This is a genomic window from Hyalangium gracile (assembly GCF_020103725.1).
GTDB lineage: Bacteria > Myxococcota > Myxococcia > Myxococcales > Myxococcaceae > Hyalangium > Hyalangium gracile.
Genome location: NZ_JAHXBG010000013.1, coordinates 199,713 through 214,352, shown reverse-complemented (window position 1 = coordinate 214,352; position 14,640 = coordinate 199,713). Strand labels below are relative to the sequence as shown.

General features: G+C 70.3%; 6 protein-coding genes. 1 reads left to right on the top strand and 5 read right to left on the bottom strand.

What is annotated here, in order from left to right:
* Positions 1-32: 32 nt before the first annotated feature.
* The 4 genes from KY572_RS26310 to KY572_RS26295 all read right to left on the bottom strand — a co-directional run bounded on the left by KY572_RS26310 (position 33) and on the right by KY572_RS26295 (position 9,484).
* Positions 33-3,521, bottom strand: coding sequence for a HEAT repeat domain-containing protein (locus KY572_RS26310; protein ID WP_224245715.1), 3,489 nt, complete (start codon positions 3,519-3,521; stop codon positions 33-35).
* Between the two features lie 97 nt (positions 3,522-3,618).
* Positions 3,619-7,344, bottom strand: a complete 3,726-nt coding sequence (locus tag KY572_RS26305; RefSeq protein WP_224245714.1) for a rhamnosyltransferase WsaF family glycosyltransferase — start codon at positions 7,342-7,344, stop codon at positions 3,619-3,621.
* An 8-nt stretch (positions 7,345-7,352) separates the two neighbouring features.
* Positions 7,353-8,690 carry an ABC transporter ATP-binding protein gene (locus KY572_RS26300; protein WP_224245713.1) on the bottom strand — a complete coding sequence of 446 codons (1,338 nt, stop codon included), beginning with the start codon at positions 8,688-8,690 and terminating at the stop codon, positions 7,353-7,355.
* A gap of 14 nt (positions 8,691-8,704) precedes the next feature.
* Positions 8,705-9,484 carry an ABC transporter permease gene (locus KY572_RS26295; protein ID WP_224245712.1) on the bottom strand — a complete coding sequence of 260 codons (780 nt, stop codon included), beginning with the start codon at positions 9,482-9,484 and terminating at the stop codon, positions 8,705-8,707.
* 240 nt (positions 9,485-9,724) lie between these two features.
* Between KY572_RS26295 and KY572_RS47880 the strand changes: the two genes are divergently transcribed.
* Positions 9,725-12,979 (top strand): AMP-binding protein, encoded by a 3,255-nt coding sequence (locus KY572_RS47880; RefSeq protein ID WP_224245711.1) that lies wholly within the window; start codon positions 9,725-9,727, stop codon positions 12,977-12,979.
* A 72-nt stretch (positions 12,980-13,051) separates the two neighbouring features.
* Here KY572_RS47880 and KY572_RS26285 read toward each other — a convergent pair whose 3' ends face one another.
* Entirely contained in the window at positions 13,052-14,440 is a 1,389-nt protein-coding gene (locus KY572_RS26285) for a TolC family protein (RefSeq protein ID WP_224245710.1), read from the bottom strand.
* Between the last annotated feature and the right edge of the window lie 200 nt (positions 14,441-14,640).

The following is a 14,640-nucleotide window of genomic DNA, read 5'->3' as shown; positions in this document are numbered from 1 at the left end:
GCGCCGCTGGGAGCAGCTTGCCTGCCCTGCACCTACCTGGGCTGGACGAGCGGGAGCACTGACGCGCCGCCCCTCTGAGAGGAGGCTCGGGCCTTGTCCGCGCCCTCCCGCGCCTTGAGCAGCTTGACGAAGTCGTCACTCACCGTGTGATCGCGCGTCTCGGCGGCGTACTCCACGAGGAGATCCCTCAGCTCCCGGGCCTTCTCCGGAGGAAGCAGGTAGGCCATGAGGAAGTAGACGCCACGGAAGCGCGGGTCGCCCAGGTGCTCGAGGACGCGCAGGTTCCCGTCCGCCAGGAAGGTCTGGGCGATGAAGAACTCCTGGATCTTGTCGTGGCGGAAGCGCCACTCGCGGTGCGGCTGGCCATCGGAGCCCTGCCACTGGCGGCAGACCACCAGCTTGAAGGCCTCCATGCGCAGCAGCTCGCGGTCGAACGGCTTCTCGGAGATGATCGTCCGATCCTCGCGCCGCATCCGGTACGCCTCCTCGGCGAGCTCCTTCAGCGGGAACTCGGCCAGGTGGACCTCGGCATAGTCCCGGGCCATCAGCTCGTACTGCTGCTGTCGCAGGTGGGAGAGGTCGGGCTCATGCCCGTCCGCCAGCAGCTGCGCAACCACCGTGAGGTCCATCGGGTTGGAGAGCACCTCGCGCATGGCCCGGCGCAGCTCCTCGGGCAGCTCGGGAGACAGGGCCCGCGACACGAAGTCCTCGCAGGCCTGGCGGTAGGCCTCGCCCTGGCGACGCGCCTTCGTCCCCTGCGCCGGCTCGCGGCTGGAGAGGAAGCCGGCGGCCTCGGCCTCGGAGAGCGGCTGCAGCACGAGCAGGCGGGCCGTCGCCGGAGGCGTCCACTCGATGCGCTGCGTGGTGAGCAGGATGTTGCCGTGGAAGTTGCGCTCCACGAACTGGACGATGCGGGCGCGGGTGTCCGCCGTCACCTCGTTGAGCCCGTCGATGTAGATGTCGAGCGCTCCGCTATAGATGATGCTCTGCAGGAAGCTGCTGTCCCGGGCGTGCCCCTCCAGCTTCGCCTGGATGGCCTCGATGACGCCGTTCTTGCACCGCTCCGCGGGCAGATAGACCGCCAGGCGCTTCGAGTGGAGCAGCAGGTACCGCAGGAACATCGACTTGCCGAGCCCCGAGGCTCCCTCCAGCACCACCTGTCCCTGCAGCCGAGGCAGGACCTCGAGCAGGCGCTCACGCTTGCCAGTGGAGGACAGGACCTCGGAACGGCTGAAGTAGGCCTCCGCGGAGAAGCGCTCGAGCTCGGCGTCCGCGAGGAGCGGGCGGCTGAAGGGCACCAGCAGCCGGCGCCGCAGGAACGGCACCCACGTCAGCAGCAGGCTCACGTAGCCCAGGCCGGTGATGTTGCGCACCCAGGGGTTCCAGAAGAAGAACGCCTGCACCTTGGGTGAGCGGGGATAGAAGAAGAGGAGCAGGATCCAGAAGCCGGCATGGGACGCCCAGCCCCAGCTGAAGGTCTTCAGCATCCGCCAGCGCTCGATGGAGTCGATGCTCCCCTGCACGGTCTCCGCGTGCATGGGCCGGAACTCCTGCAGGGCCTTCTTGTGCCCCTGCAGCAGGGCGACATCCGAGGCGGACCACTGGCCTCGGGTGAGGCGCGCCACGGTGGCAATCCGCTCGGAGAGCTCTTCTCGAAGCGCGGGGTACTTCGCGGAGAGCTCCCAGAGCTCGGCGAAGGCCTCGAGCGTCAGCCGTGCCTCGTCGATCGAGATCTCCCTGGGCTGATCCTGGATCGCCCGTCGGCCCAGCCAACGAAGCGCCCGCTCGACCCGGGGATCTCCTCCTCCGACGAGGTGCGCGCATGCCATCCACAGCCAGTACCGACTCGGATCGGCACTGGCCTTCGCGATCAGGCCCGCGACCACGGGGAGCTCGAGAGGAGCCATGCGCGCCAGGGCCACGGCAACTCGAGCATCTTGATCGATGCTCTCATCGAACCGGATAGCGGGGTCCTGCAGGAACAAGCTGGCGAGGCGTGAAGCCTCGTTCCGGGCCGCATGTCCCATGGCCGCCAGCGCCTGAAGCGCTGCGACACGAACGAGCTCGTTCTCATCTGTCAGGCGCTGGGCAACGCGATGTGCCTGGGGGCCAGCCGCCGGACCCACGGCTTGCAACACCCGGAGCGCTCCCTCACGGACGGCAGGCATGGGCTCATCCAGGTGCGCACCGATGCTCGAGAGGTGCTCGGGAGTCAGATCCTTCATGCCTATCAGGACTGCCTTCACGACTTCACGCACCCCGAACTCTGGATCCTTCAAGAGCTCGATGATGTCCGGAATGTGCTTCCTGGCAGCCGGGCCCGAGCTCGCCAGGGCGAGCACGGCCGCCCCGCGAACCCTGTCCACTGGATCCTTCAAGAGCAGCGAGAGCGCGGGGATGTATTCCTGGGACTTCTCTCCCAGCTGCGCGAGTGCTCTCGCGGCGGATGCTCGATCGGAGGGATTCGAGCCCTCCAAGAACCCGACGATGACCTGGGAGCGCTGTCCAGCCATGCCTTCCAGGCTCACCAGCGCGCCGATCGCCGCCTCGCGAATGGTGTGCTCGGGATCCTGATGAAATCGTGCAGCTTGCTCCCGGGTCATGCCCTTCATCCCCACGAGTGCTTCCATCGCGGATCGACGCACGTCCCTGTCCGGATGGCTCGTGAGTGCGAGAATGCGGGGAATGTGCGGGCGAGCCACATCCGCCCACTGCACGAGCACCTTCACGGCCTGTTCACGCGAATCCCAGCTCGAGTCCTTCAGCCGTTCGATGATGACGAGGGCCCGCTCCTCGGAGGCACCTCCCAGCTGGAGCAGCGCCTCCATCGCCGCCACACGGACGTCAGCGGCGGGGTCCTCGAGCAGCCGTGTCACTTCGGGAGCATAGGGCCTGCCCGCGTCTCCCAGCGCTCCCAGGACACGAACGACTTCCGCACGAGGAGCTTTGGAGTGATTCAGGAGCTGAGCAATCTCAGCGGCACGAGGGCCGGCAAGAGCCCCTAGCCGCTGCAGCTCTTTCGCCGCCACTTGCGCGCTCTCCTTATGACCGTCGCGAAGCAGCCCGACGAGCAGGGGCGAGAGCTGGGCCTTCCCTTCCACGCGGGCCAGCGTCCTGATTGCCTGAGCCTGCACGGGGGAGCGCGAGTCCTGCGCCTGCTCGAGGACGAGCGGCGCGAGCTCTGGCGAGACCTCTCCAAACCGCTCCAGGATCTCCAGCATCGTGCCTCGGACGAAGGAACTCTTCGCTCGCAGCAATTCAGCGACGCGGGCGCCACGAGTGAACGCCCGCACCTGCTGTTCGAGGGCTGGCTCGAGGCTCGACTGCTGCAGCTGGTCATCGACGAGCAGCACCAGCAAGGCCCCCGCCACGATGTCTTCGTTGGGGTCCTCGAGCGCCGCGAGGAGGCCCCGAGCCTTCGTCGGAGCCTCCGTGGGCGTGCTCGCTGGAGCAGCCCAGGCGACACCACCGAGCGCCATGCACGCGCTCGCCATCAGCACCAAGAGGGTCCGTCCGCGCACAGCCACTCCGATCGCTCGGGCCCCCCACCCCTGGCCCAAGGAGGCATTCTGCCCCGCTCCGCAGGAAGAGGACAGCCGAGGCTCAGGTGCCTTCGGGCTACGTCCGCCCCAGCAGCTGGGCGAGCACCTGGTCGACCTGCTCCTCCCAGGTGGTGCGCCCCACCCGCTCGATGGCCGCCGCGGAGAGCCGCGCGCGCAGCCCCGTGTCCGCCACCGCCCGGCGCAGCTGCTCCAGGATGCAGGACAGGGTGGGCTCGGCCAGCAGGCAGTTGCGCTCGTGCTCCAGCAGCCAGCGGTTGGCCGGGTTGTCGTTGGTGACCACCGTCACCCCGCAGGCCATCAGCTCGAAGGGCAGATACGACGGGTGCTTGGTGAACATGAAGCACAGGCCCACATCGCACTCGCGATACAGGTCCGCCGTCTTCTCGTAGGGCAGCACGCCCAGGTTGGTGATGACGCCCTGGAGCCCGTAGTGCTCCGGGCTCCACCGCTCGCCCGCGGAGACGATCTCCACCGCGCCGCCCAGCTCCGCCTTGAGCTGGCGCAGCGTGGCCATGCCGAGCTCGAAGGCGTTCCGCTCGCTGCCCGGCCGCCCGTAGAAGAAGATCCGGATGGGCCCCTGCCGCCGCGGCCGCTGGGCGTGGAAGATGGAGCGCTCCACCGCGGGCTCGAACCAGCACCCCTCCATCGGGTAGTGCGAAGTGATGTAGTCGTGCAGGCCGCGCGTGTTGAAGATGCCGTAGAGCCCCAGCCGGTACGTCTGCTCGGCCAGCGCGGACTCGGCCCCCGCGGGAAGGAACGCCGGCTCGAAGTCCTGGACGAAGTAGGCCTTCGCCGTCGCCCGGGGATGCGACAGCACCGGGTAGGCGGACTTCCAGAGCGTCGCCACCGCCAGGTCGCACTCGGGCAGGTCGGCCACCTCCTCCAGCCCCTGGAGCACACGGAACGTCCCGGGAGGCTTTGGGAAGAGCACGGAGACTCGCGCCGCCATCTCCGCCGCCGTCACTCCGGGGTTGTCGTAGATGATGAACTCGCTCTGCGTCCCGTGGCGCTCGCGGAGCAGCTGCGCGAACCGGAGGATGGTGTGGATGCCCGCGTACGGGTGGTGGAACGAGGGCAGGAACCAGGTGACGCGCTCCAGCTTCCCCTTCTGGCGCAGCGCCGCCAGCCTCGCCGGCGCCTGGGCCCGAGCCTCCCGAACCTGCGCGGAGGTGTGGTCCAGCGCCGAGAGGTGATCGGCCACGTGGCGCTGCCTGCGGGCACGCTCGACGGCGGCCGGGTCCTGCGCGCTGGGGAGATCGCGTGACAGCGTCCGCAGCGCCAGCTCCTCGCCATTCTCCGGGTGGCGGCGCAGCGAGCAGTCCGGCCCGAGCAGCGTGAGGTTCGGGTTGTAGAAGGGGTCCCCGTCGCGCAGGTACGGCCGATAGGAGACGAAGGACTCCCAGAAGTCCCCCTCCGGCATGCTGTCCAGGCGCCGGCTCGCGGACTCGTGGTGGTACAGCTTCGCGTGCGGCGTGTAGACGACGCGCAGCCCCCTGCCCACCGTCCGCAGGCCCAGGTCCACATCGCTGCCGCAGACGATGAAGCGCTCGTCGAAGCCGCGCAGCGCCTCGAAGAACTCGCGGCGCACCATCACGCAGGCGCTCGTCACCGCCAGGAAGTCGCGCGTCCAGTCCGGCAGGCCGAAGGGCGTCCACCGGCCCTCGTCCGGCAGGCGCCAGAACGGATGGCCCGCGAAGCCCGTCATCCCGACCATCACGCCCGCGTGCTGCACCGTGCCGTCCGGGAACAGCAGCTTCGCGCCCACCTGCCCCACCTCGGGGCGCTGGGCCTGGCCGATCAGCTCCTCCAGCCAGTCCGGGTGGATGATCTCGATGTCGTTGTTGAGGAACAGCAGCAGCTCGCCCCGAGCCTCGCGCGCCGCGAAGTTGTTGATGGCCGGGTAGTTGAACGGGTGGTCCCACGTCAGCTTGCGGATGCGCGGATCGGTGAGGCTCTCCAGCAGCGCGAACGTCTCCGGCTTCTTGCTGTTGTTGGAGACCAGCAGCAGCTCGTAGTTCGAGTAGGCCGTCTTCCCCAGCAGGCTCGTGGTGAGCGTGCGCAGCAGCTCCGGCTTGTCCTTGAAGGGGACGATGATGGAGACGAGCGGCTGGCCCTTGACCGGGTAGCGCACCCGGTAGTGTCCCGGCCCCACCGCCTCGGCCACGCCCTCCTCGCCCTGCCGCTTCAGGTGCTCGTTCAGCGCGCGGACCGCCGCGTCCGTGGCCTCCCTGCCCTCCCGTCCGCCCGAGCCCCGCCGGTGGTACAGCACCGCCGGCACGTGGCCGATGTGGCGGGCCCGCTCGGACAGGCGCAGCAGCAAGTCATAGTCCTGCGCGCCCTCGAACTCCGGCCGCATGGCTCCCACGGCGTCCAGCAGCGCCCGGCGCACCACCGCGAAGTGGTGGATGTAGTTCACCGAGCGCATCAGGTCCGGAGACCAGTCCGGCTTGAAGAAGGGCTCGAAGCGACGGCCCGACTCGTCACAGCGGTCCTCGTCCGAGTACAGCAGGTCCGTCTCCGGCTCCCGCTCGAGGCGCAGCACCACCTCCGCCAGGGTGTGCGGCGACAGCAGATCGCCCTCACCCAGCAGGCCGACGAGCTCACCCTGGGCCAGCGCGAGGGCGGCATTGGCGGCCGCCGCACGCCCAGAGGCGCCTGGACGGGCCACACGGATGCGCGAGTCCTCTCGAGCGAACTTCTCCAGCACCCGCGCGGCCTGGGGCGCCTTCGTCCCGTCGTCCGCCAGGCACAGCTCCCAGTTCTCGTAGGACTGCGCCCGGACCGACTCGATGCAGGCGCGCAGCAGGGGCTCCGGCGTCCCGGAGACCACCGTGATCAGGCTGACGAGGGGCCGCCGCTGCAGCCCCTTCACCGCCTCCGCCGCACGAGCGAACGCCTGGGGCTCCCGCTCGCGGTACCAGGCCGCGTAGTCGTCCTGGCTGGGAACCGACGCCGGGGTCCGCGTGCCCAGCATGTCCGCCAGGCAGAGGGTGATCTCCTGGTTGTAGGTGATCTGCCGGCGGAACACCTCGCGCCACAGCGGCGAGGACACTCGCGCCCCGAGCGACTGCGCCCGCCCGAGCGGATCCGCCAGGTTCAACAGCTCGGCCACCCGGCTCGCCGCCTCGTCCGGTGAGGGAGGCCGGGGCTTCACCGCATCCGCGAGCAGGTCCACCGCCTGCTGGTTCCACTGCCGCTGGCCCGCCAGCAGCTCCCGCAGCAGCGGCCCAAGCGCCGTCAGGTACGAGCGCTTCACGAGCCTCACCGCCCGCCCGAGCCCCTGCCGGCGATGGGTCGGGATCTCCCACTCGGTGGGCTCCAGCAGCGGGGTGAGCCGCTTGCGCACCCACTCCGAGAGGTCCGTCTGCGTGCTCGTGGCCCGCATGCCGAACAGGTGCTCCAGGACGGCGAGCATCTCCCGATTGAAGGCGTGCTGCGGTCGCAGCATCTCCACGTGGAAGGGCTTCAGCCCCTTCGTGAAGACGCTCTTGGCCGCGGTGATGGCCCGCCCCAGCTGCTGGCGGTGGGAGCCAGGCACCTGGAACTGGAAGACATCCGCCACGCGCTGGGCCGCCTGCATGGGCGTGTGGGCCCGCGCCTGGGACTCGGGCATGCGCCGCCGCAGCTCCTCCTCCAGGAAGCGCAGGGTGCGCTCGTGGGCCGTCAGTTGCTCGCAGCCTGGACCGCTGCAGGGCCTCAGCCCCTCCACCAGGCGGCGCTGGGCCGCGATCATCTCCGCCAGATCGCCGACGGGGACAGGAGTCTGGGTGTCTTGGGACATGGAGGCGATCAGATCTCGGCGGCCCGGGGAGCCGCGGACTCGACCGGGTGGGCGACTTCCACGGACCAGGTGTGGGGCGGCCGCATGATGCCCTGGTCCGCCACGTTCGAGCGCACCTTCAGCTGGTGGAGATCCCGCTGCCAGTCATAGTCCGGCCCATGCTTCGGGTGGGCCCGCACCTGGATGGAGTAGCTCCCCGGAATCAGCCCCACCCGCCCGAGCGACATGCGCAGCCTGCCCGACGGCGGCAGCGGCACCGGCAGCGCCACGCCCTCGATGAAGGTGCTCGTCTCATAGACGCGTGTCCCGTTCGCATCGAAGAGCGCGATGCTGAACCCCACGTCCTCCACCGGGCGCCGGGCCATGAACTCGAGGGTGATGTCCAGCGGCTCCTCGGTGTCCACCTCCTGCACCTCTTCCCCCGAGGGCTTGCAGAAGCGCACCGAGGAGATCTCCACGTCGTAGGTGCCCGAGCGCATCTGCGGCGCGCCCTTCGGACCGGTGAGCGGCTCGTTCGCCGGCACCGGCGCCACCTGCGGCAGCTGTCCACCGTCCTTCGACAGCGCCGGAGGCCCCAGCGACACCGACTGCTCCTCCGCCAGCGCCACCGCCCTGCGGTACTCCTCCACCAGCGCCGTGGAGTTGCCCACCCCGCGGATGCGCCCCGCGTCGATCCACACGCCCAGATCGCACCAGCGCTCGATGGTGCCCAGATCGTGGGTGACCAGGACGATCGTCTTCCCGGCCTTCTTGAACTCCATCATCTTCGCCATGCTCTTCTTGGCGAAGTGCTCGTCACCCACCGAGAGGATCTCGTCGACGATCAGGATCTCCGGGTCCACGTGCGTGGCCACCGCGAACGCCAGCCGCGCGTACATGCCGCTGGAGTACGTCCGCACCGGCTCGTCGACGAAGTCCCCCAGCTCGCTGAACTCGATGATCTGGTCCATCCGCGCGCGGATCTCCGCCCGCGTCATCCCCAGGATGATGCCGTTGATGAGGATGTTCTCCCGCCCTGAGAAGTCCGGGTGGAAGCCGGCGCCCAGATCCAGCAGCGCCGAGATGCGGCCCCTCATCTCGATGGACCCGGACGTCGGCGAGTAGATGCCCGTCATCAGCTTGAGCAGCGTGCTCTTGCCCGAGCCGTTGCGTCCGATGATGCCCACCGTCTTGCCACGGGGGATGGTCAGATCGATGCCTCGGATGGCCTCGATGTACGTCTTGTCCTCGGGCAACCGCTGGCCCTTCAGCCAGCGCACCAGCTCCGACTTGAGCGTCGTGTACTCGCGCCGGATGGTGCTCTTGCGGAAGCGCTTGACGAGATTGCGAATGACGATGGCGTCCATGATCGGTGTCTCGCTCAGACGATCTCCGCGAACTCCTCGCGGCGACGCTCGAAGATGCCGGAGGCCACCCACAGCAGGGCCACCGCGATGCCCATCCACAGCGCCAGCGGCGCCAGCGCGGGCACCCGCCCGTCGTAGAACAGGGCCTGGTACGAGGTGACCATCACCGCCATGGGGTTGGCCATCACCAGCACCTCCCGCAGGTGCTCGGGCAGCGTCTCCGCCCGGTAGAAGATGGGCGTGACGAAGAACCACATCGTCACGATGTTGCTGAGGATCTGCTGCAGGTCCCGAAACGCCACGTTGATGGCCGAGAACAGGTACACCAGCGCCAGCGTCACCCAGAGCTGGACGAACAGCACCAGCGGAAACAGCAGGATGTGCCAGCTCAGCGGGTGGCCCAGCGCCAGCCCCAGCAGGAGCAGCAGCGGCACGGCGAGCAGGAAGTTCACCAGGTTGGTCGTCACGATCGTGGCCGGCAGCACCTGCGCCGGGAAGCGCACCTTGGTGAGCAGATCGCGCCGGTCGCTGATGGCGCTGGCCCCGCCCACCACCGAGCTGGTGAACCAGATCCACGGCAGCAGGCCGATGAAGACGAAGTACGTGTAGTGCTCGATCTTCTGCCGCATCCACACCGAGAAGAGCAGCGAGTACACCGCCATCTGCATCGTCGGGTTGAGGAACGTCCACAGGAACCCGAGCACCGAGCCGCGGTAGCGCGCCTTCAGCTCCCGCTGCGTGAGGCTCAGCAGCAGGCCACGGTACTGATAGAGTTCTCGGAGGTTGCGAAGCATGCGGCGGTATCCCTACACCAGAGGATGGCGGCCCGCGAGCGTCCCGAGCCCTCCAGGCAGGCAGCCAGGCCCGACACGGGGGGCTCGCTCCCTCCGGCCGCACGCCTCGTTGGGGGGCCCAGGATTGGATTTTTCCGTTGCTTTTCCAAGGGATGGACAGCTCCCCGCCCTTCGATGGATTCTCGGAGGTCCAGGCCCGGGCCCAGGCGCCGGACCTTTCCTCGCGGGTGACAGGACGCCGTGAAAGAGCAAGCACACTCCCCAGGCAGCGGTGGGGTTCGTCAGGTCTGGAAGGATGCGCGGACCTTCGCGGACATCCTCCGGCGCCGCGCGGCGGAGCTGGGCCAGGCTGCGGCCTTCACCTTCCTGGGCGCCACGGCTTCCGAGGACGTCACCCTCTCGTACGCGGAGCTGGATCGGCGCTCGCGCGCCATCGCCATGGAGCTGGAGTCGCGCGGGCTGTCCGGGCAGCGCGTCCTCATCGTCCTGCCGCCGGGCCCCGCCTACGTCACCAGCCTCTTCGGCTGCCTCTATGCGGGGGTGATCGCCGTCCCCGTGCCGCCGCCGCTGTTCGACTCGCCCAGCGCGGGGGTGGACCTGCTGGCCAGCATCGCGCAGGACTCGGGCGCCGCCGCCGCGCTCGTGGGTGGGCAGCGCCCCCCGGAAGGCCAGCGCCTCACCATTGACGGCCTGGCCTCCCACATCGAGCTGATCCCCGCCGAGGCCCCCGCGCCCTCCGGACCTCCGGCGGACTGGACGCCGCCGTTCGTGGACCCGCGAGCCATCGCCTTCCTGCAGTACACGGCGGGCAGCACCGCCACCCCCAAGGGGGTGCGGGTGACCCACGCCAGCCTCCTGGACAACTCCGAGGCCCTGCGCCGGGGGCTGGGGCATGGCCCCACGGACAAGCTGCTCCTGTGGCTGCCCACCCACCAGGGGCTGGGGCTGCTCGAGGGCGTGCTCCAGCCGCTGTTCTCGGGCATCCCCGCGCTGCTGATGGCGCCGCAGCTCTTCTTCCAGCAGCCCCGGCGGTGGCTGGAGGCCATCTCCACCCACGGCGTCACCATCAGCGGCGCTCCGGACTTCGCCTACGAGCTGTGCGTGCGCGCCGTCAGCGAGGAGGAGCGGGCCGGGCTCGACCTGAGCCGCTGGCGCGTCGCCTTCACCAGCGGCGAGCAGATCCGCGCCGAGACGATGGAGCGCTTCTCGGCGCACTTCGCGCCCTGCGGGTTCCAGCCGAAGACGTTCCGGGCGGTGTACGGGCTGGCCGAGTGCACCTACCTGGTGGCCTGCGGCAGGTCCGAGGACGGCCCTACCCTGCGCGGCGTGGGAGTGGACGCGCTGGCCCAGCAGCGCATCACCGAGCGCCGCGGGGCCGCGACGAAGCTGGTGAGCTGCGGCCCGGCGTCCAGCGTGCAGGTGATCATCGTCAACCCCACCACGCGCGCGCTGCGCGGCGAGCAGGAGGTGGGGGAGATCTGGGTCACCGGCCTCAGCGTGGCCGATGGCTACTGGGGCCGGGTGGGCACCACGTCCGAGGCGTTCCGCGGACGGCTGTCCGGCTCGGCCGCCGGCATGCGGGCCTTCCTGCGGACCGGCGATCTCGGGGCCATCTCGGGCGGCGAGCTGTACGTCACCGGGCGCGTCCAGGACGTCATCATCTGGCAGGGCCAGGATCTGCGGCTGCACGACTTCGAGTTCGACGTGGAGGCAAGCCACCCGGCGCTGGTGCCCGGCGGCTGCGCGGCCTTCGCGCACAAGCAGGGGCGAGAGGAGCAGCTTCTCGTCGTCGCCGAGGTCTCCCCGCGCGACGTGGCCCAGGCTCCGCCCGCGAAGCAGCAGGCCCTGCTCCGGGACATCACCCGGGCCATCCGCCTGAACGTGAACCAGCGCCACGGCGTGCTGCCCACCGAGATCCTGCTGGTGGGAGCGCGCACCCTGCCGAGATCCTCGCTGGGGCGTGTCTCACGGAACGCCGTGCGCTCGGCGTACCCGTCCATCGCGTCCCCGCCGCTCCTGCGCGATCGCGGCGAGGAGCCCACCCCGGAGGCCGCGCCGGCCGAGCCACCTCCGCCCGCGCCCCCCGTGGAGGCCGCGCCCCAGCAGGAGCCCCCCGCTTCGGCGCCGACGCCGACGGGCCTCGTGCCGTTGACGCCCGCGATGTACGCGGTCCATGCACCGGGCCGAGGCCTCCAGCACCCCACCGGCACCAGCCGGATCTTCGAGCTGCCCGAGGGCACTCGCGGCCACCACGCGGAGGAGGCCCTCCACGCCGTGTGGGCGGCGCACGAGACGCTGCGCCTGCGCTTCACCCGCTCCGTTCAGGGCGGGGCCGAGGGCTGGTCCGCGCTCATCATCCCCGAGAAGAGCCCCGTGCCGCTGACGCGGATCGACCTCACCGCCCGCTCGGATGAGGAGTCCTGGCAGACGGTCGAGGGGATGGCTCGCGGCCTGTGCGAGGAGATCGGCCAGTGCACGGGCGCCCTCGTCTCCTTCGTCTTCTGTGAGCGAGGCACTCGGAACCCACCCTGGCTCCTGGTGGCCTGCCACCCCGCCCTGCTGGACGAGTCCTCCTGGCGCATCCTCGCCACGGATCTCGCGGAGGCGTGCGATCAGGCGCGGACCCGCGGGCGTGTCCGGATGACGCCCCAGAGCGGCTCACTGGCGCGCTGGGTGCTCGAGCTCATCTCCGAGACCCAGCTCCCCCGGATCGCCACCGATGCGCGAGCGCACTGGCTGGGTCGCTCGCTGGAGCCCGCCCCGGAGCGGCCTTCCGCGGCGAGCACCTCGGCGACGCCCGCGCCCGGAGCCCTGGCCGTCGTGGATGCCGCCGCGCTCCAGCGGGCCGCGACGCTCTACGAAGTCTCCCGCGAGGCCATCCTGCTGGCCGCCTGCGCGTTCGCCTACCGCTCCCAGGTGCAGCGCTCCACGGTGCGGGTCAGCCTGCGGCAGAGCGCGCGGACGAGCAGCCACTACCAGGTGGACGCCTCGCGCATGCTGGGAAACCTCGACTACTCCTTCCCCGCCGTGCTCGCCCTCGAGGCGGAGGCGCCTCCGCAGGAGCTGGCCCGGCACGCCCACGTGGAGCTGCTGGAGGCACCGCTGGGAGGCCTCGCCTACGACGCCCTGCGCGCCTACGGCTCGGACCCGGCTCTCACCGACGAGCTCTCGGCGCTGCCCGCGGCCGACTTCAGCCTGCACCTGAAGGACGAGGGAGCCCCCTCGAGCCGCGAGACGCTGCGCACCCTGGCCATCTTCGAGCATGGCCCGTCGGGAGTGAGCGCCATGCGGCTGCGGGTGGAGGCCCAGCTGTCCGCGGGACAGGCGCAGCTGCTGTGGCACGGCGCGACTTCGGATGGAGCGCTGCTCAGCGCCCTGGCGAAGCTGACCGAGCAGACGATCCGCACGCTCTGCGCGCACGCGGACAGCGCCCGGGCGACGGCCGCGCTCGATCGCGGCACGTCACGGGCGCCCAGCGCGCGCCACTCGCACTGAGGAGAGGCGCGCGCTGGCTTCCAGGCACGGCAGGGAGGGGCATCCGCTTCCCTGCCGCGCCACCACCTCGAGCTACTGCTCGCCCTGCTGCGGCGCCAGAGGCGTGGGAGCGAACATGCCGGCGGCCTTGAGCACGCGCAGCGCGGCCAGCGAGGCGTTGAGCGTCTCGCCCACGAACCCCGTCTCCGCGGCCGCCAGCGAGGTGTTGGCGTCCGTCACCTCGAGGTACGTGGCCGTGCCCGCCTTGAAGCTCACGTCCACCAGGCGCTGGCTCTCCCGCGCCAGGCGCAGCTGCTCCTCGGCCTTGAGGCGGTTGGCGCGCGCGCTGGCCAGGTCCAGCAGCCCGCGGCGCACCTCGTCCCGCGCCCGGTTCTCCGCGGCGCTGGCGTTGGCCTTGGCCTCGGCAATCTTCGCGCTGCTCTCGCGCAGCTCCGCCTCGCGCAGGCCGCCGTCCCACAGCACCCACTGCAGGCCCAGGGTGATGGCCCAGCTGGTGTTCTGGCCCGTGAAGCCCGCCGCGTTGGCCCACCGGTAGGCGGCCGACAGGCCCAGGGTGGGCGCGTACCGCCACTTCACGCTGCTGCGCCCCGTCTCCGCCAGCTCGATGTTCCGCTGCGCCGCCACCACGTCCGGCCGCTTCTGCACCGCGGCCTCCAGCTGCTCGATGCCCTCGGGCAGCACCGGCTCCTCCGGCACCACCACGTCGAAGTCCGCCGGCTCGTTCAGCAGCGTGGCCAGCGCCTGGATGGTGCTCAGGTAGGAGTTGCGCGCGCGCAGCAGATCCTGCTCGGCGCGGGCCCTGTCGATCTGGGCGCGCAGCAGCGCCACCTTGGGCTGGGCTCCCACGTCGAAGCTCACCTGCGCGTCCTTCTCACGCGCGGTGTACACCACCAGCAGCCGCTCCTGCACCGTGACGGCCTGCAGCAGCCCCGCCGCGCCGAAGTAGAGCTGCGCGGCGCCGAAGAGGATCTCCCGGCGCGCCGCCTCCACGTTGAGGGTCGCCACGTCCTCGGCGATCCCCGCGCTCTTGATGGCCATGCACAGCGCCGGAGCGAAGATGGCCTGGTTGAGCTGCACCTGGGCGCCCAGCTGGTTCAGCTTCTGGATGGGCACCTCCTGGACGCCCACGGGGACGAGGGCGAAGTTGGTGGGCGCGCCCGGCAGGTTCGGGTCATCGCTCGTCGGCCCGCCGACTTCCCGGATGGCGTAGCCAGTAGGAAGCGCGAAGGTAGCCTCGACATTGTTGCGGGTATAGGAGGCCCCGGCGGAGATCTGCGGCAGGTAGCCGCTCCACGCCTTCGAGGACAGCTCCTGGGCCTGGGCCAGCCGGGCCCGCGCGGCCTGCAGCTCCAGGCTCTGGGACTCCGTCCGGGTGAGCACCTCCTGGAAGGTCAGCTTCCGGGGCGCGGCGCCTGGCTCCGCGGCCAGGGCGACGAGGGCAACGAGGGCAAGGGGGTTCATGAGACCCTCCAGGGCACTGCGAGACTCACGACGAGAGACAGCAGGTGGAAGCGCATAAAGACGGTTCGTCCTGTCTGAGGAAGTACTGCGGGACGAGGGCGGACACACTACTCCCGTCCAGGTCCAAGACCACGGAAACACTCAGGGCGCGGAGGACGGCTGAGTCCTCTTCCCGTCTGGGAGGAGCGGGGCGGAGGCCA

Excerpts from the sequence above, each read along its gene's own strand:
- KY572_RS26305 (WP_224245714.1), bottom strand. The coding sequence starts at position 7,344 with ATGTCCCAAGACACCCAGACTCCTGTCCCCGTCGGCGATCTGGCGGAG.
- KY572_RS26300 (WP_224245713.1), bottom strand. The coding sequence starts at position 8,690 with ATGGACGCCATCGTCATTCGCAATCTCGTCAAGCGCTTCCGCAAGAGC.
- KY572_RS26295 (WP_224245712.1), bottom strand. The coding sequence starts at position 9,484 with ATGCTTCGCAACCTCCGAGAACTCTATCAGTACCGTGGCCTGCTGCTG.
- KY572_RS26285 (WP_224245710.1), bottom strand. The coding sequence starts at position 14,440 with ATGAACCCCCTTGCCCTCGTTGCCCTCGTCGCCCTGGCCGCGGAGCCA.